We start from the raw sequence: 18,647 nt of genomic DNA on the forward strand, positions 1-18,647 counted from the left end.
GTTGAAAAGTAACTGTTCATTGTATGTGAACAGTTACATAAAAACGATAACATAAAAACAATAACAGTATAACACATTTCTCTCCTTTCTTGCAAAAAATATCATACAATGTTAAAATAAAAAATCATAGTAAAAATCGAGGTTATCATATGAGTAAAAAACCATCTGCAGGAGGAAAAATCCAGTGGACGAAAATGTTCAGGAAGCTTTCCCCCTATACGATCCGGAAAGGGTTCCGCTACATGAAGCATTATGGACTAAAGGAATTCTGGATCAGGCTGCATGAACGTTTTGAACCGGAAGAAGTACCATATGGTCCATGGTACCGGGCTTACATTCCGACGGAGGAAACACTGGAAACACAGAGGAAACAGAAATTTGATTATTCACCGCTAATCAGCATTGCAGTTCCGGCTTATCAGACACCTGTAGAATTTTTGAGACAGATGATAGAATCACTGATCGTTCAGACTTATTCAAACTGGGAGCTGTGTATCGTAAATGCAAGTCCTGACAATGAGGAGATGCAGAAAGTACTGGCAGAATATTCAGCCGGAGATTCCCGGGTAAGATTCTGCAATCTCAAAGAGAACCTTGGCATTGCAGAGAACACAAACCGCGCGTTTGCAATGACAAAAGGTGAATTTGTGGGGCTTCTTGACCATGATGACCTGCTGGCACCCAATGCATTATATGAGATCGTGAAAATACTGCAGGATCATCCGCAGGCAGATGCGCTTTATACAGACGAGGATAAGGTTACAACAGAACTGGACGAGCATTTTCAGCCACATCTGAAACCGGATTTTAATCTGGATCTCCTGCGTTCCAATAATTATATCTGCCACTTTTTTGTAGTGCGAAAGAGTATTGTAGAAAAGGCCGGAGGTTTCCGAAAAGAATTCGACGGAGCTCAGGATTACGATTTTATCTTCCGCTGTACGGAGAATGCCGGAGAGGTTTTACATGTTCCGGAAATCCTGTATCACTGGAGAACACACAAAGCCTCCACTGCAGATAATCCTGCCAGTAAAATGTACGCATTTGAAGCCGGCAAGAGAGCAATAGAAGCTCATCTTGAGAGAACAGGTACAGAAGGCGAGGTAAGCCATACACAGGATCTGGGCTTTTACCGGGTGAAATATCCGGTGCAGGGAAAACCTCTGGTGTCTGTTATCATACCAAACAAAGACGAGAAAGAGACTCTTCAGACCTGTCTGGAAATGCTGGAGAAGAATACCGGTTATCAGAATTTTGAAATCATAATCGTGGAGAATAACAGTACCACTGATGAGATTTTCCGATATTATAAAGAGCTTTCCGGAAACCGGAAGATCCATCTTTTGAGATGGGGAAAAGAATTTAATTATTCTGCCATCAATAACTTTGCTGCGGCACATGCAAAGGGAGAATATCTGCTTTTCCTGAATAATGATGTAAAATCCATCAATCCGGACTGGCTGGAAGAAATGCTTGGAGTGTGTCAGCGTCCGGAAGTGGGCGGTGTCGGAGCAAAGCTCATTTATCCGGATAATACAATCCAGCATGCAGGATGTGTGATCGGAATGGGCGGTATTGCGGGGCATATGTTCGTAGATATGCCTGCGGACCATACCGGCTATCTGCATAAGGCATCCCTTCTTCAGGATATGAGTGCAGTGACTGCCGCCTGTCTGTTGATGAAGAAAGAGGTTTTTGAGCAGGCAGGAGGATTTACAGAAGAACTGGCTGTGGCATTTAATGATGTGGATCTTTGCCTGAAAGTAAGAAAAAACGGCTATCTGATCGTATATGATCCCTATGCGAAGCTTTATCATATGGAATCAAAGACCAGAGGAGCTGAAGACAGCAAGGAGAAAGTGCGCCGTTTTCAGACGGAGATTGAATATATGCGATGTCACTGGATAGACATTCTCAAAAACGGAGATCCCTGTTATAACAAAAACCTGTCTCTTACCAAATGGAATTATTCTCTGAAGCCAATCCCGGGAATGGAGACAGAAGCAGGACAGAAAAAAGAGAAGACAGGGAGGAAATCATGCAGGAAGTATCAGTGATCATTCCGAATTTTAATGGGATGGCTTATCTGGATGGCGTACTTGCAGGTCTGGAGTGTCAGACTGTAAGCAATTTTGATGTAATTCTTGTGGATAATGGATCCAATGACGGAAGCTGCGCTTTTGTTGCTGCAAGGTATCCATGGGTCCATCTGATCGAACTGCCGGAGAATTTCGGATTCTGTAAAGCGGTCAATGAAGGGATCAGAGCATCACGTTCACCTTATGTACTGCTTTTAAACAATGATATTGAAGTAACGGAGAATTTTATAGAAGAAATGCTGTCAGCCATCAAAAGGCATCCCAAAGCTTTCTCCTGTGCTGCCAGAATGATTCAGTTTCATGACAGGGACAGGCTGGATGATGCAGGAAACTATTACTGCGCGCTTGGATGGGCTTATGCAAGAGGTAAGGGGAAAAATATCCATACCTATGAAAAGGAAGAGAAGATTTTTGCTTCCTGTGCAGGAGCTGCTATTTACAGAAAGAAGATCTTTGATGAGCTGGGATATTTTGACGAAGAACATTTTGCATATCTGGAGGACATGGACGTGGGATACCGGGCCAGGATCTACGGATATGAAAACTGGTATGCACCTGATGCCATGGTATACCATGTGGGAAGCGGTACCAGCGGATCCAGATATAATCAGTTCAAGATCCGGTATTCTTCCAGAAATAATATTTATCTGATATACAAAAATATGCCGGTGTTACAGATTATTATCAATCTTCCGTTTCTTGTTGCAGGATTTGGAATCAAAATTCTGTTTTTTGCGCTGAAAGGATTCGGAAGAGAGTATATTGCGGGAATTAAGAATGGATTCCAGATCAGTAAAAAAAATCATAAAATACCTTTTAAATTTCAAAATCTGTCAAACTATTTTAGGATTCAAGTTGAATTGTGGGTGAATATCTTCAGGCGTTTGTGCGGATGATAAGAAAGAAAGATAAATTTTTATTGCTTTTATAAAACAACTATTATAATATAGAAACGATAAAAAAATGAGGTGACAAAAGATTGCTAAAGGACAATGAAAAGAATTTCAGTCGTCTCCATATGATCATTGATGCAATTGTACTGGTACTGTCATATTTTCTGGCATGGCTGATCCGTTTTGTTGGTCCTATGGCAGCAACAGCAGTCAGAACCAGAAGCTTTCAGCAGTATATGCTGATGCTGGTTTTTATTGTACCGGTTTATCTGTTGTTGTATCAGGCTTTCACATTGTATACTCCCATGCGGATGCAGGGGCGTCGGCTTGTATTGGCTAATATTGTAAAGGCCAACTCGCTTGGGCTCCTTATTCTGATGTTTACATTTTACATGATAGATGAGAGCGATTTTTCCCGTTCTACTTATATTATGTTTTATGTAATCAATATTGTGCTTCAGTGGTGTGCACGAATGTTGATTTTCGCTCTTCTGAGAGATATGAGAGAGAAGGGACTGAATCAGAAACAGATGATCTGTGTGGGATACAGCCGCGCAGCAGAGGAATATATTGACAGAGTTCTTGCCAATCCTCAGTGGGGATATGTGATCCGCGGAATACTGGATGACAATGTTCCGGCAGGAACAGAGTACAAGGGAATCAAAGTTCTTGGAAGGATTGCCAATCTGAATATAATACTTCCGGAGAACCGGCTGGATGAAATAGCGATCACTCTGGGCTTAAGTGAATATTACCGCCTGGAAGAGATTGTAGCACTGTGTGAAAAATCCGGAGTACACACCAAGTTTATCCCGGATTATAATAAGATCATTCCGACAAAACCATATACAGAAGACATACTGGGACTTCCGGTTATCAATATCCGTTATGTACCGTTGAACAATACATTCAATGCACTGGTCAAGCGGGCGATGGACATTGCAGGATCTATTGTTGGAATCATAGTAACCTCACCGCTGATGCTGTTAATGTGTGTTATCATTAAGCTGACATCACCGGGACCACTGATCTATAAACAGGAGAGGGTTGGACTTCATAACCAGACTTTTCGGATGTACAAGTTCCGTTCCATGGAAGTACAGCCGGAATCGGAAGAGAAGAAGGCATGGACAGTAAAGAATGACCCAAGAGTAACACCCATCGGAAAGTTTATGCGTCACACCAGTATTGATGAACTGCCACAGCTTTTCAACATACTGAAGGGTAACATGAGTCTTGTGGGACCACGACCGGAGCGGCCGTTTTTTGTAGAGAAATTCAGAGAAGAAATCCCGAGATATATGGTGAAACATCAGGTTCGCCCGGGACTTACCGGCTGGGCTCAGGTGAATGGTTACCGCGGAGACACATCCATAAGAAAAAGAATCGAATATGACCTTTATTACATTGAAAACTGGAGCATAGGGCTGGATATCAAGATTATATTCCTTACATTTTTCAAGGGATTTATAAACAAAAATGCATATTAAGATAAGGGGAAAAAGGCATGGCTAAACCAGGAAAAAAGAAAAAAGTACTGTTTGTGCTTGAAATCATTGTACTGCTGCTGTTTATTGGCGGGCTGTATGTGTATGGACAGATTTCTTCCAGGCTGGATAAGATTGAGCAGCCGGAACTGAAAAAGGAAAAAATAGTCGTAAACCAGGAAGCACCAAAGATGACAGGCTACAAGACCTATGTGCTGTTTGGTATTGATACCAGAGGGGAAGGCTCCCAGTATTCTGCACAGAACAGTGATACCATGATCATTGTGAGTGTAAACAACGATACAAAAGAAGTGCGTATGGTTTCCGTATACAGAGATACACTTCTCAATGTTGGAGATGATACCTATACGAAGGCAAATGCAGCCTATGCGCTGGGTGGTCCGGAACAGGCGATCACTATGTTAAATACAAACCTGGATCTGGATATTTCCGATTATGCGACGGCCGATTTTTCTGCACTTGTAGAAGTGGTAGATGATCTTGGCGGTCTTGATATTCCGTTATCTTATGCGGAAATTGAACATATGAATAACTATTGCGTGGAAACATCCAAGCTGACAGGGAAAGATTACACTCCAATCGAGAAACCGGAGCCAAAGCCGGAAGATGAGGAAGCCATTGTAGGAACTTATCATCTGAACGGTGTACAGGCGACATCCTATTGCCGTATCCGTTATACTGCAAGTCTTGATATGGGACGTACAGAGCGTCAGAGACGAGTACTTGGAATGCTCTTTGACAAGGCGAAGATAGCGGGTCTTTCTTCTATTTTTAAGATTATGGATGATGTATTCCCGATGGTTACAACATCTCTTTCAAAACAGGATATTCTGGGACTTATTCCGACTCTGATCGGATATAAATTTACAGACAGCACGGGATTCCCGCAGAAGTTTAAATTCTCCAATATCAAGGGAAGTATTATTGTTCCTACTGATCTTGAGAACAATGTAGTTGAACTTCACAAGTTCCTGTATGATGATCAGGATTATACTCCGTCTTCTGAGGTAGTGGCCCGCAGTAATAAGATACTTGAGATCGTCGGCGGAGAAAGTAAGCTGGATGATGCAGCCAAGACTACGACACAGGACACTGATACCACAAATGCAAATGACACTTTTGTATGGTCCGGCGATAATACCTCCGGCAGTACGGATAACAGCGGCGATTATGATTATGACAATGATTATGATAACGGTGGTTATGATGGCGGTTATGATAATGGCGGCGGTGGCGATTATGATAACAGTGGTGATGACGGCAGTTATGATAATGGCGGCGATGACACCGGCAGTGACACTGGTGGTGGAGACTACGACGGCGGCGATGACACCGGCGGAGATGAGACCGGCGGCGACGATGGATTCAGCGATGATTCAGCAGCAGATTCCGGAGCAAGTTCTGAAGAACAGTAACAGGGAACTGCTATAAAAATATAAATAATAGAAAAGAGGACCATCTGTTGGAAAGGATGGTCCTCTTTTCAGATAAGGAGTGTTGAGGATGACGCATAAGGAAAAATATAATGACACTGCGACAGTTGATGTAATCATTCCTGCCTATCGTCCCGGCAGAGAATTTGGAGAACTGCTGCACAGGCTGGAAGAACAGGAATACCGTCCCCGCAGGATTCTGGTTATGAATACGGGAGAGCAGTACTGGAACAGAGAATGGGAGAAATGTCCGATCCTTGAGGTTCATCACCTGGAACAGAAGGATTTTGATCATGGCGGAACCAGAAGAAGGGCAGCAGAACTTTCGAATGCAGATATTATGATCTTTATGACACAGGATGCTCTCCCTGCTGACAGAAAAGTAATTGGAAATCTTGTCTGTGCTGTCAGTGAAAATCCGGGTGCAGGAGCAGCCTATGCAAGACAATTACCCAGGGCAGACTGTCGCTTTCTGGAACGTTATACCCGTTCTTTTAATTATCCGGAGCAGTCCTCGGTAAAGTCGCTGGCTGATATTGATAAGTACGGGATCAAGACCTATTTCTGTTCTAATGTGTGTGCGGCCTATGATAAAGGGATTTATCAGAAAACAGGCGGTTTTACAGAGCGGGCGATTTTCAATGAAGATATGATCTGTGCCGGAACAATGATTCAGAAAGGTTATTCAGTTGTCTATGCGGCAGATGCGAGAGTGTATCATTCCCATAATTATTCCGGAAGACAGCAGTTTCACAGAAACTTCGATCTGGGAGTATCCCAGGCAGAGCATCCGGAAATTTTTGAAGGAGTACCTTCTGAGGGAGAGGGAATCCGTCTGGTAAAAAGAAGCCTGGGCTATCTGATAAGAACGGGACACTTCTGGCTGATTCCTCAGCTGATCTGGCAGAGCGGAATGAAATATGCAGGATATTTCCTGGGGAAAAGATACAGAAAACTTCCCCGGAAAGTTGTTCTTGCATGTACCATGAGTCCATATTACTGGAACAGAAAATAAAGGTAAGCGGATAACCTTAAGACACGCCAATTTACGATAATTGTCACATTTTGAACACAATTAATTGATATACTGATTCCAGAGTTCAGGAGAAGAATTGCTGTAACTGTGCAGAAATAAAACAGTTACAGATCATTGTTTATTTCGGGGAGTGCTCCGATAAACAGTAATACAGGAACAGAAGGGAGCAGATTACATGAATGATGAAAGAAACCTGGGTGAAAAAACAGATGATTCCGGTCAGCAGCCCAGATATGAACATTATCAGTTCCATGAAGAACAGGGAACTGTTTTGAAACCATCCGGTCCCTCTGGACACAGAAGAAATCAGAATTCTTTTCAGAAAAAAGCAGGGACGACAATCGCACTGGCTGTGATCTTTGGCCTGGTGGCGGCAGTTGTATTTCAGGCGGCGAATTTTGCAGCAGACAGATTCCTGAATACAGGTAAGTCTTCGGTGCAGATTAAAACTACAGACAGTGTGGATCTTCAGGAAACGGCATCAGATGACAGCACTGCCGATAAGGTGCTGTCTGACTCTGAGAATGGAACAGTAGCAGCAGTGGCTCAGGCTTCCATGCCTTCTGTAGTTGCGATCACTACTGTCAGTGTTCAGGAAATACCAAGCTTTTTCGGATATAGTTCCCGCCAATATAAGAGTGCGTCAACAGGTTCAGGGATTATCGTTGGAGATAACGATGATGAGCTTCTGATCGCAACGAATAATCACGTGGTGGATGGAGCTACAACTCTGAGTGTCTGCTTTATCGGGGATGATGTGGCAAATGCAGAGACAGAGACTGTGAATGCGGGAGATAATGGAGATCTGAATGTAGAGGATGCGGTCAGTGCCAAGATTAAGGGTACAGATGCTGATAATGATCTGGCAGTAGTTGCGGTGAAGAAATCGGATATCCCTGAGGACACTTTAAATCAGATCAAGATTGCTCAGATAGGAAGTTCGGATGATCTGGCAGTAGGGCAGCAGGTAGTTGCGATCGGTAATGCGCTTGGATATGGTCAGTCTGTAACATCAGGTTGGATAAGTGCATTGAACCGGACGATTTCTACAGATGACGGAACGAACAGTACAGGACTGATCCAGACGGATGCGGCAATCAATCCGGGTAACAGTGGTGGTGCACTTTTGAATATGAAAGGCGAGCTGATCGGCATCAATTCTGCAAAATACGCAGACAGTGCTGTAGAAGGTATGGGATATGCCATTCCTATTTCCAAGGCAAAGCCTATTCTGGAAGAACTGATGAATCGTGAGACCAGGGAGAAAGTAGACAGCAGCAAAAAAGGATATCTGGGAGTAAGTCTTGCCAGTCTGACCACAGAGGCAATTGAGATGTATAATATGCCCACAGGCGCCTTTGTAAGAAGTGTGGAGGATGATTCTCCGGCACAGGAGGCAGGTATCTGTAAAGGCGACATCATCGTAAAATTCGACGGACAGAAAGTCAGTGATGGTGATGATCTGCTGGATAAACTGCAGTATTATAAATCGGGAGAGAAGATTGAGGCAGTTATTGCAAGAGCCACTAATGGGGAATATGAAGAAAATACTGTAGAGCTGACTCTCGGCACCAGACCGGACAATGAATAAAACAAAAGACATCGCCCATGCGGCGGTGTCTTTTATAATATTATCAGTGAACAGTAACCCAGGCAGGATTCTTTTTGTGTTTATAAAACTTTCATTTTGTTATAAGGGAATTGTATGATATAATTCAGTTAAATAAGCGTAATGATCCAGCAGCCTGCTATCCTGCAGGAGCACTGTACTGTTACGAATAAGAGGATATAGAAAGGAGTCATTATGAGCGAGAACTATAATGATGATGAAATAATAGACAGCAGCGAAGATACAGAGAAAAAGAGAAACAAATCCGAAAAATTCTGTTTTCTCTGCCGCAGACCTGAGAGCAAGGCCGGTCCGATGATCGAACTTCCCAATAACATACATGTCTGCACAGATTGTATGCAGAAGAGCTTTAATTCTATGAATCAGCAGTTTAATGAGGGTAAGTTCAATTATTCTGACCTGTTGAATATGCCGAATGTGAGTATGATCGATCTGGGCAGCTTCCAGAATCCGGTGCAGCAGCCAAAGAAAGAAAAAAAGAAAAAGAAACAGGAAAAACCGGTTCTGGATCTGAAAAATATTCCTGCTCCCCATAAGATCAAAGAAACCCTTGACCAGTATGTGATTGGTCAGGAGAAGGCCAAGAAAGTAATGTCTGTAGCGGTTTACAATCACTATAAACGTGTGGCAACAGATACAATGGATGAGATTGAAATTGAGAAATCTAATATGCTGATGATCGGACCAACCGGATGCGGTAAAACCTATCTGGTTAAAACCCTGGCGAAACTTCTGGATGTGCCGCTTGCAATTGCAGATGCCACTTCTCTTACAGAAGCCGGTTATATTGGCGATGATATAGAGAGCGTTGTTTCCAAACTTCTGGCGGCGGCAGATAATGATGTGGAGCGTGCCGAGCATGGTATTATTTTCATTGATGAGATTGATAAGATTGCCAAGAAGAAGAACACCAACCAGAGAGATGTCAGTGGTGAGGCAGTGCAGCAGGGAATGCTGAAGCTTCTTGAGGGAAGTGAGGTGGAAGTTCCTGTAGGTGCAAACAGCAAAAACGCAATGGTACCGCTTGTAACTGTTAATACACGTAATATTCTGTTTATCTGTGGCGGTGCTTTTCCTGATCTGGAGAATATCATTAAAGAAAGGCTGAACAAGCAGGCATCTATCGGTTTTTATGCAGACCTGAAGGATAAATATGATAATGATCCTCATCTGCTTCAGAAAGTAACAGTGGAGGATATCCGCAGTTTTGGAATGATTCCGGAATTTATCGGACGACTTCCGATCATCTTTACTCTGGACGGATTGAATGAGGATATGCTTGTGAAGATCCTGCAGGAGCCGAAGAATGCGATTCTTAAACAGTATCAGAAACTTCTTGCACTGGATGAAGTGAAACTGGAATTTGAAGACGGGGCGCTTCATGCAATTGCTGCGAAAGCACTGGAGAGAGATACAGGTGCCAGGGCACTTCGCGCGATACTGGAAGAGTATATGCTGGATATCATGTATGAGATTCCGAAAGATGACAGCATAGGAGAGGTTGTGATCACAAGAGAATACATAGAAGGAAACGGTGGTCCGAAGATCCTTCTTCGCGGACAGGAGCCGATCCTGCTGGAGGGTAGTCATTAATTAAAATAGTTTTGTTCTTGCATTATGAGGACAATAATGGAAGGGAGTAAATATTATGGGAACAGATTTTTTTGATGGATTAGTTAAGACATTTTCAAAAACAACGAAGGAACTGGGAAAGACAACAAGAGAATTAGGTGCCCGCGCAGAGCAGACGATCGAGGCACAGAAGATAAGAAGTAAAATCACAGGAGAAGAGCGCATTATTGAGAAAATCAAAGTTGATATCGGTGATATTGTTTACAGACGACATTCTCAGGGTGATGGAATTGATAGTGAGTTAAGTGCTTTATGTCAGGAGATTGATCAGCATTATCTGAAAATCAGGGAGTATAAGGATAATGCTGCGAACCTGAAAGGAGAGAAAATCTGCCCGTCCTGCGAGCGGGAGGTAGATATTAATGTAAGTTTCTGTCCGTATTGCGGAACGTCATGCCCGACTCCGGAACCGGCGAAGAATGTGGAAAATGACACTGTATCTTCAGATGAAGATGAAGATGGGAGTAATGAGCCGGAAGAAACACCGGCAGAAGAATTACAGCCGGAAGAACCAGAGACAGAGAAAACAGCAGAAACAGAACCAGCACAGGAACAGCCGGTGGAAGAAACACCAGTGGAAAAAGAAACAATGGAAGAGAAGTAAGTAACTGCAGGGTAAATTATTTTTACAGATTTACCAGATAATTACAGTATAATTAAAAATATGTTGCAAATTGATATGGAATATGATAATTTTATATCGTATCAAAAGGTATGAAAATTACGAACAGGAGAGGGAAAGATGAAAAACAGAAAATTAAATCAGTTATTAGTCGCAGGAATGATCAGTGCAGCTATGATGACTTCTGGTATCAGCGTTCAGGCTGCTGATTTTAGTGATGATACATCAACAGTAGAAGAACAGTCTGTTGGCTCAGCAGAAGAGGAAGCTCCGGAGGTAGAGGACGGATCTGAATTTCAGTCCGATGCTGCTGAAGCATCATCAGCAGTAGCAGTCAGTTCAGCGAACTTCCCGGATGCAAAGTTCCGCCAGTATGTTTTAGACAATATTGATACAGACAAGGATAAGAAACTTTCAGCGGCAGAGATCAAAGCAGCCAAGACGATTGATGTTTCAGGACTTGGAATTTCCAACCTGAAAGGTATTGAACGTTTTACCTATGCGACAGATCTGTTTGCGGCAAATAACAAACTTACTTCTGTAAATATTACAAAGAATACAAAAGTTGCATATCTGAATCTGAGTAATAACAGTCTTGCAGGAACTCTGGATCTCAGCAAATGCACAAATCTTCGTGTAGTGAAGTATGGAAGCAATAAACTGACAAAGGTAGTAATGCCTTCCAAGAAATATCTGAAGAATCTGGATTTCGTAGATGCAAGCTCCAATAAATTTACCACACAGGCAAATGCAGGACTGAACATCGGAGATACTGATTATGTAAAGAGTCTTTCAGAAGTCAATGCCTCCAATAATGCCATCACTTCATTTAACTGTGCCGGATTTCAGGGAATCCTTGATCTTAGAAACAATAAGATCACAAATCTGAAACTGGAAAACAGCAAGGAAGGATCTCAGGTAGTTTCCTTATACCTTGACGGAAACTCACTGAGTAAGACACCTTCTATTGACTTTACACCGGAATGGATTGCCGTACCTCAGCAGTTCAGCTGTGATGCAAAGGTTTCATCCAAGGTCAAAATGCTGAAGGCAACTGCATCCATCACATCTGCAACATGGGATCAGATCGTGGTAAACGTTGGTTCCAGTACAGATGATGCTTCTTACAAACTGGAGAAGAAAACAGGCAACGGTGCATATGAAACTGTTAAAACATGGGATAATGGTGATCTGGCTGACGCAGAGTTCGGAGAAGATTACACAGATAATGTGATTTCTACAGGAACAGTCTACACATACAGAGTTACAGCAACTGTACAGGTAAAAGATGCCAATAAGAACCTCAGATCCTGGTCAAATTCCGCAGAAGTGAAAGCTACAGCAACAGGTACAAAGCCGGCAATCTCTGTGAAGTCCACCAAAAAAGGTGTGGCAACCGTAAGCTGGAAGGCTGTTGCAGGTGCAGACGGATATGATGTTTACTGTGGATCATCCAAGAAATCCCAGAAGGGTACGGTTGTAAAAGGAACTACAAAGCTGACCGCAAATAAGACAAAACTGACAAGTGGTAAAACTTATTATTTCAGAGCACGCGCATATAAGATGGTAGGATCTGCAAAGGTATATACAGGTTACAGCGCAGTGAAGAGCGTGAAAGTCAAATAATACAAAAATAATTGAGAACAGTATAAAATCAAGCCGGCGATGTGAGAGCAGATATCTTTTACAGAGCCGGCTCTTTGATTATGGCAATTCCGTAAAATACTGTGGACAGTCCGGTATTGCTATAGATGAATTGTTATAGATGGGAGGAATGTCATGTGAAATATATCAGAAAGAGTTTCTTTTTATTTTGGTTGATAGCGGTAATGCTGTTTGGAACAGTATCGGCATCCGCAGCATCTGCAAAACCGGAAACACCGGTATTGTCCGGAACAGCAGCCGGAAACAGAGTGACTCTGAACTGGAATAAAGTAAAGAAGGCCTCCGGCTATCAGATTTTTCTGTATTATAAAGCCTACGGAAAATACAAATGCGTGGAAAGGATCAAGAACAGGAACATTACCAGTTTTACACTGACAGGTTCTGAAGATAAGCTCTACACTTATAAGATACGTTCTTATCTGAAACAGGGAAACAAAACTCTGTACAGCCCATCATCGAAAGCACTGGAGATAAAAACAGCTCCCGGAAAACCTGTGATCACCCGGATAAGAGTGAGAGAAGAAAGCGGAACCCTGATCAAATGGAAAAAAATCAAAACTGCAGAAGGATATCAGATATTCCGGTCAGAATCCGAGGACAGAGGATATAAAAGAATCAATATAGTTTCCGGCAATACAACATTCAGTTATGCAGATACAGGTGCTGTTTCAGGAAAGACTTATTATTACAGAATACGGGCATATGTACGAAATCAGGGAAATGTTGTATATTCTGAACTGAGTGATCCGGCAGAGGCGGTAATGCGAAAGACTATTATGATCGGAGATTCCAGAACAGATATGATGAAAGATGTTGTGGAGAACGATAACATCACATGGATATGTGAGGTTGGAATGGGGTATAAATGGCTTAGAGATACTGCCCTGAAGACCTTGCAGGAGCAGATGAAAGGAAATGAAGATATTTTTGTCTGGCTTGGTGTTAATGATGTATACAATATTTCAAATTATATCAGTCTGCTGAATGAGGAGATTCCAAAATGGAAAGCGCAGGGAGCGGATGCCTATATTGTGGCAGTGGGACAGGTAACCAAAGATCCTTATGTAACAAATGAGGAAATCGAAGATTTCAATGCCAGAATGAAAAAAGAAGTTGCCGGTGCGAAATATGCAGATCTTTATTCTTATCTGAAAAAGCAGGGATATAAGACAACAGACGGAACTCATTACGATAATGAAACCACATGGAAGATTTACCGTTATCTGATGTCTTTTGTGTCATAAGAACAGAAAAAAAGGAAACTGTATCAGTTTCCTTTTTTGAGTAAAAAAATAATGCAGAAGATGGGACTTGAACCCACACGATATTGCTACCACAGGCACCTGAAGCCTGCGCGTCTGCCAATTCCGCCACTTCTGCATTTCTTATTTATCAATCGCTCTCTCGCGACTGCTCATTTATAATAACCGATGTATGGATAAAAGTCAATAGCTTTTTTGAAATTTTTTTAATTTTTTTTACAGTATCATCAAAACGCACAATTTGTTACGTAGAAGTGTAAGCTTCTTCTGATAAACTGCGGAGCAGTTATCCGGTGTAGAGTTGCACAGAGAAGAGGATGATTTAAATTTTATAGAGGTATTTGGATGTGAGAAAGCAGTGAATGCATGTGATTGGATCTGCCTGAAATTACAAAAAAGTTTTTAATATCAACTTAATTATTTTTAGTACCTTATAAGGTTGAAAAAAGCACTTTGCTGTGATACAATCTTGAAGATTTAGGAAAAAATAAGTGATAGACACAATATAAAGATAAGAAAGGGAGATTGTATGAAAGCATTTCTGATATTAGAAGATGGCCATGTGTTCAAAGGTACAAGCATTGGTTCAACGAGAGACGTTATCAGCGAAATCGTCTTTAATACTTCCATGACCGGTTATCTGGAAGTAATGACCGACCCTTCCTATGCAGGACAGGCAGTATGTATGACTTATCCCCTCATTGGGAATTACGGAATTTGTTATGATGACCAGGAGTCATCAAAGCCATGGGTGGACGGCTTTATTGTCCGCGAATTATCCCGTGTCCCAAGTAATTTCAGAAGCGTGGACACGATTCAGCATTTCTTAACAAAGCATGATATTCCAGGTATTGCCGGAATTGATACCAGAGCCTTAACGAAAATCCTTCGTGAGAAAGGTACCATGAACGGTATGATCACCGTCAATGAAAATTATGATTTAGATACAATTATCCCCCAGTTAAAAGCATATACAACAGGTAAGGTAGTAGAGAAGGTAACATGCCGCGAGAAAGAGATTTTAAAAGGCGACGGTCCGAAAGTAGCACTTCTTGACCTGGGAGCTAAGAGAAACATTGCACGTTCCCTGAATGAAAGAGGATGTGAGGTTACAATTTATCCGGCACTGACACCTGCGGAAGAGATTCTGGAGACAAATCCGGATGGCATTATGTTAAGTAACGGCCCTGGAGATCCAAAGGAATGTACTTCTATTATAAAGGAAATAAAAAAATTATATGATTCTGAAGTTCCGATCTTCGCAATCTGTCTTGGACATCAGCTTATGGCTCTTGCAACAGGTGGAGATACTCATAAGATGAAATACGGACACAGAGGCGGAAATCATCCGGTCAAAGACCTTGCAACAGGACGTGTTTACATTTCTTCCCAGAACCATGGTTATGTAGTAGATGCTGAGGGACTTGAAGAGAAAAACATTGCAAAACCTGCATTCGTTAACGTCAATGACGGCACAAACGAAGGTATGGCATACGAAGGAAAGAATATCTTTACTGTACAGTTCCATCCTGAAGCATGCCCGGGACCGCAGGATTCCAGTTACCTGTTTGACAGATTTATGGATATGATGGGAGGAAATAAATAATGCCAAGAAATAAAGACATTAAAAAAGTACTTGTAATTGGTTCCGGCCCGATTATCATCGGCCAGGCAGCAGAGTTTGACTATGCAGGAACACAGGCATGCCGTTCCCTGAAAGAAGAAGGCATTGAGGTTGTTCTTCTTAACTCCAACCCTGCAACCATCATGACAGATAAAGATATCGCTGACAGAGTTTATATCGAGCCTCTGACAGTAGAAGTAGTAGAACAGCTTATCCTGAAAGAGAAACCGGACAGCGTCCTTCCTACACTGGGCGGCCAGGCGGGATTAAACCTTGCCATGGAGCTGGATGAGAAAGGTTTCCTCAAAGAACACAATATAAGACTGATCGGTACAACTGCCCAGACAATCAAGAAAGCGGAGGACCGTCAGGAATTTAAAGATACCATGGAGAAGATCGGTGAGCCGATTGCAGCATCCAAGGTTGTTACAACAGTAGAAGATGGTCTTGCATTTACAAACATCATTGGTTATCCGGTAGTTCTCCGTCCTGCTTACACACTCGGTGGAAGCGGCGGCGGTATCGCTCATAATGAATATGAACTTCGTGAAATCCTAGAGAATGGTCTTCGTCTTTCACGTGTAGGTGAAGTTCTGGTAGAGCGCTGCATCGCAGGATGGAAAGAGATTGAATATGAAGTAATGCGTGACAGTGCAGGAAACTGTATCACAGTCTGCAACATGGAGAACATTGATCCGGTTGGTGTCCACACAGGTGACTCTATCGTAGTTGCTCCATCTCAGACACTGGGAGATAAAGAATATCAGATGCTCCGTACTTCAGCCCTGAACATCATCACAGAACTTGGAATCACAGGTGGATGTAACGTTCAGTACGCTCTGAAACCGGACAGCTTTGAATACTGTGTAATCGAGGTAAACCCGCGTGTAAGCCGTTCCTCTGCACTTGCAAGTAAGGCAACAGGTTACCCGATCGCAAAGGTTGCAGCAAAGATTGCTCTGGGTTACACACTGGATGAGATCCCGAATGCGATCACAGGAAAAACATATGCAAGTTTCGAGCCAATGCTTGACTACTGCGTAGTGAAGATTCCGAGACTTCCATTTGACAAATTTATTACTGCAAAGAGAACCCTTACGACTCAGATGAAAGCTACCGGTGAGGTTATGAGCATCTGCCATAACTTTGAAGGCGCTCTGATGAAAGCAATTCGTTCTCTGGAACAGCATGTAGACAGCCTTATGTCCTACGATTTTACACAGCTTACAGATGAAGAACTTCTGGCAGAACTGGAAATCGTAGATGACCGCAGAATCTGGAAAATCGCAGAAGCAATCCGCCGCGGTATGCCGCAGTCCATGCTTCATGACATTACCAAGATTGATATCTGGTTCATTGATAAGCTGGCAATCCTTGTTGGAATGGAAAATGCACTTAAAACCAGAAAGCTTACAAAAGAGCTTCTTCTGGAAGCAAAGCGCATGGAATTTCCGGATTATATCATTGCTCGTCTGACAGGTAAAACAGAAGAAGAAATCAAAGCTCTTCGTGAAGAATACCAGATCAAAGCAGCATACAAGATGGTTGATACCTGTGCTGCAGAGTTTGCGGCAGCAACACCATATTACTATTCTGTATACGGCGATGAAGGCACAGAGAATGAAGCAGTAGCAACACCGGATAAAAAGAAAATCCTGGTACTTGGTTCCGGTCCGATCCGTATCGGTCAGGGTATTGAGTTCGACTTCTGTTCCGTACACTGTACATGGGCATTTGCAAAAGAAGGCTATGAGACCATTATCATCAACAACAACCCGGAAACAGTAAGTACAGACTTTGATATTGCAGATAAACTGTATTTCGAGCCTCTGACACCGGAAGATGTTGAGAATGTAGTAAATATCGAGAAACCGGACGGAGCAGTTGTACAGTTCGGTGGTCAGACAGCTATCAAATTAACAGAAGCACTGACAAAGATGGGCGTTAAGATTCTCGGAACATCTGCGGAGAACGTAGATGCAGCAGAGGACCGTGAGCTCTTTGATGAGATTCTTGAAAAATGCGAGATCCCGAGACCAAAGGGACAGACAGTATTTACTGCTGAGGAAGCTAAGAAAGCAGCAAATGAGCTGGGTTATCCTGTTCTGGTTCGTCCTTCCTATGTACTTGGTGGTCAGGGCATGAGAATCGCTGTAAGCGATGAGGACGTAGAAGAGTATATTGGTGTGATTAACCAGATTGCACAGGAGCACCCGATCCTTGTTGATAAATACCTGATGGGTAAGGAAATCGAAGTAGATGCTGTATGCGATGGCGAGGATATCCTGATTCCTGGTATCATGGAACATATCGAGCGTGCCGGAATCCACTCCGGTGACAGTATCTCCGTATACCCGGCTAAGACCATCAGCGAGAAAGCAAAAGAGACAATTGCAGAATACACCAGGCGTCTTGCAAGAGCACTGCATGTTATCGGTATGATCAACATCCAGTTCATTGTTCTTGGAGATGATGTATATGTGATTGAGGTTAATCCTCGTTCCAGCCGTACTGTACCGTACATCAGCAAGGTAACAGGAATTCCGATCGTTCCTCTTGCAACGAAGGTAATCCTTGGATACAAGCTGAAAGACATGGGCTATGAACCGGGACTTCAGCCGGAAGCAAAACACTATGCGATCAAGATGCCTGTATTCTCATTTGAGAAGATCCGCGGCGCTGATATCAGTCTTGGACCGGAAATGAAGTCAACAGGTGAGTGCCTTGGTATTGCTGAGACATTCAATGAAGCGCTTTACAAAGCATTTATCGGAGCAGGTATCCGTCTTCCGAAACATAAAAACATGATTATCACTGTCAAAGACGAAGACAAACAGGATATCATCCCGATCGCAAGAAGATTCGAAGCACTTGGATACAGAATCTATGCTACACTGGGAACTGCAAAAGTCCTCAAAGAAAACGGAATCAAAGTTATCCGTACAAATAAGCTGGAGCAGCCTGCACCGAACCTTATGGACCTTATCCTTGGTCATAAGATCGACGTTGTCATCGATACTCCGCCACAGGGTGTAGAGCATCAGAAAGATGGTTTCGTCATCAGACGTAACGCCATCGAGACAGGTGTCAATGTCCTTACTTCTCTGGATACAGCAGAAGCACTGGCAACCAGCCTTGAGAATACAGACCTGAACAATTTATCTCTTATTGATATTGCTACGATTGCAAGAAGATAAAGAACTGATAAATAATATGAAATGATGAAAAGCAGCCGTAATTTTC

The 18,647-nt window shown here is 42.6% G+C and carries 12 protein-coding genes and 1 tRNA gene; 12 read left to right on the plus strand and 1 reads right to left on the minus strand.

The genetic code is table 11. The features are described 5' to 3' along the window. Positions 1–149: 149 nt before the first annotated feature. The 10 genes from ACESZG_RS06540 to ACESZG_RS06585 all read left to right on the plus strand — a co-directional run bounded on the left by ACESZG_RS06540 (position 150) and on the right by ACESZG_RS06585 (position 13,762). Positions 150–2,057 carry a glycosyltransferase gene (locus tag ACESZG_RS06540; protein ID WP_055199724.1) on the plus strand — a complete coding sequence of 636 codons (1,908 nt, stop codon included), beginning with the start codon at positions 150–152 and terminating at the stop codon, positions 2,055–2,057. After that, entirely contained in the window at positions 2,039–2,995 is a 957-nt protein-coding gene (locus ACESZG_RS06545) for a glycosyltransferase family 2 protein (RefSeq protein ID WP_118610474.1), read from the plus strand. Before ACESZG_RS06540 ends, ACESZG_RS06545 begins: the two co-directional genes overlap by 19 nt. Before the next feature lie 83 nt (positions 2,996–3,078). Beyond that, the gene (locus ACESZG_RS06550; RefSeq protein WP_055053009.1) at positions 3,079–4,482 is read left to right on the plus strand and encodes an undecaprenyl-phosphate glucose phosphotransferase; all 1,404 of its coding nucleotides are present in this window, start codon (positions 3,079–3,081) and stop codon (positions 4,480–4,482) included. A gap of 17 nt (positions 4,483–4,499) precedes the next feature. Continuing rightward, entirely contained in the window at positions 4,500–5,915 is a 1,416-nt protein-coding gene (locus ACESZG_RS06555) for an LCP family protein (protein ID WP_144137270.1), read from the plus strand. An 88-nt stretch (positions 5,916–6,003) separates the two neighbouring features. Continuing rightward, positions 6,004–6,948, plus strand: a complete 945-nt coding sequence (locus tag ACESZG_RS06560) for a glycosyltransferase family 2 protein (RefSeq protein ID WP_055053007.1) — start codon at positions 6,004–6,006, stop codon at positions 6,946–6,948. A 196-nt stretch (positions 6,949–7,144) separates the two neighbouring features. Further along, positions 7,145–8,560 (plus strand): S1C family serine protease, encoded by a 1,416-nt coding sequence (locus ACESZG_RS06565; RefSeq protein ID WP_144137269.1) that lies wholly within the window; start codon positions 7,145–7,147, stop codon positions 8,558–8,560. Between the two features lie 213 nt (positions 8,561–8,773). Beyond that, on the plus strand, positions 8,774–10,192 hold the full coding sequence (gene clpX, locus ACESZG_RS06570; protein WP_008706095.1) for an ATP-dependent Clp protease ATP-binding subunit ClpX: 1,419 nt from the start codon (positions 8,774–8,776) through the stop codon (positions 10,190–10,192). Positions 10,193–10,247: 55 nt separating this feature from the next. Next, positions 10,248–10,835: a zinc-ribbon domain-containing protein gene (locus tag ACESZG_RS06575; RefSeq protein ID WP_055059808.1), complete on the plus strand. Its 588-nt coding sequence runs from the start codon at positions 10,248–10,250 to the stop codon at positions 10,833–10,835. Positions 10,836–10,973: 138 nt separating this feature from the next. Then, entirely contained in the window at positions 10,974–12,479 is a 1,506-nt protein-coding gene (locus ACESZG_RS06580; RefSeq protein ID WP_055059809.1) for a fibronectin type III domain-containing protein, read from the plus strand. Positions 12,480–12,634: 155 nt separating this feature from the next. Further along, positions 12,635–13,762 (plus strand): fibronectin type III domain-containing protein, encoded by a 1,128-nt coding sequence (locus ACESZG_RS06585; protein WP_226852738.1) that lies wholly within the window; start codon positions 12,635–12,637, stop codon positions 13,760–13,762. Between the two features lie 52 nt (positions 13,763–13,814). On the opposite strand, the gene ACESZG_RS06590 is transcribed toward ACESZG_RS06585, so the two are convergent. Beyond that, a tRNA-Leu gene (locus ACESZG_RS06590) sits at positions 13,815–13,898 on the minus strand. A 411-nt stretch (positions 13,899–14,309) separates the two neighbouring features. On the opposite strand from ACESZG_RS06590, the gene ACESZG_RS06595 reads away from it, so the two are divergent. Further along, positions 14,310–15,386, plus strand: coding sequence for a carbamoyl phosphate synthase small subunit (locus tag ACESZG_RS06595; RefSeq protein ID WP_055059811.1), 1,077 nt, complete (start codon positions 14,310–14,312; stop codon positions 15,384–15,386). Continuing rightward, a complete protein-coding gene (gene carB / locus ACESZG_RS06600) occupies positions 15,386–18,601 on the plus strand; it encodes a carbamoyl-phosphate synthase large subunit (protein WP_008706090.1) in 3,216 nt (1,071 codons plus the stop codon). The genes ACESZG_RS06595 and carB overlap by 1 nt, the downstream gene beginning before the upstream one ends. Positions 18,602–18,647 lie beyond the last annotated feature (46 nt).

It is taken from the genome of Blautia sp. Marseille-P2398, from assembly GCF_964240315.1.
In the GTDB taxonomy this organism is placed as follows: Bacteria; Bacillota; Clostridia; order Lachnospirales; family Lachnospiraceae; genus Blautia_A; species Blautia_A wexlerae.

Excerpts from the sequence above, each read along its gene's own strand:
- ACESZG_RS06540 (WP_055199724.1), top strand. The coding sequence starts at position 150 with ATGAGTAAAAAACCATCTGCAGGAGGAAAAATCCAGTGGACGAAAATG.
- ACESZG_RS06545 (WP_118610474.1), top strand. The coding sequence starts at position 2,039 with ATGCAGGAAGTATCAGTGATCATTCCGAATTTTAATGGGATGGCTTAT.
- ACESZG_RS06555 (WP_144137270.1), top strand. The coding sequence starts at position 4,500 with ATGGCTAAACCAGGAAAAAAGAAAAAAGTACTGTTTGTGCTTGAAATC.
- ACESZG_RS06560 (WP_055053007.1), top strand. The coding sequence starts at position 6,004 with ATGACGCATAAGGAAAAATATAATGACACTGCGACAGTTGATGTAATC.
- ACESZG_RS06565 (WP_144137269.1), top strand. The coding sequence starts at position 7,145 with ATGAATGATGAAAGAAACCTGGGTGAAAAAACAGATGATTCCGGTCAG.
- clpX (WP_008706095.1), top strand. The coding sequence starts at position 8,774 with ATGAGCGAGAACTATAATGATGATGAAATAATAGACAGCAGCGAAGAT.
- ACESZG_RS06575 (WP_055059808.1), top strand. The coding sequence starts at position 10,248 with ATGGGAACAGATTTTTTTGATGGATTAGTTAAGACATTTTCAAAAACA.
- ACESZG_RS06580 (WP_055059809.1), top strand. The coding sequence starts at position 10,974 with ATGAAAAACAGAAAATTAAATCAGTTATTAGTCGCAGGAATGATCAGT.
- ACESZG_RS06595 (WP_055059811.1), top strand. The coding sequence starts at position 14,310 with ATGAAAGCATTTCTGATATTAGAAGATGGCCATGTGTTCAAAGGTACA.
- carB (WP_008706090.1), top strand. The coding sequence starts at position 15,386 with ATGCCAAGAAATAAAGACATTAAAAAAGTACTTGTAATTGGTTCCGGC.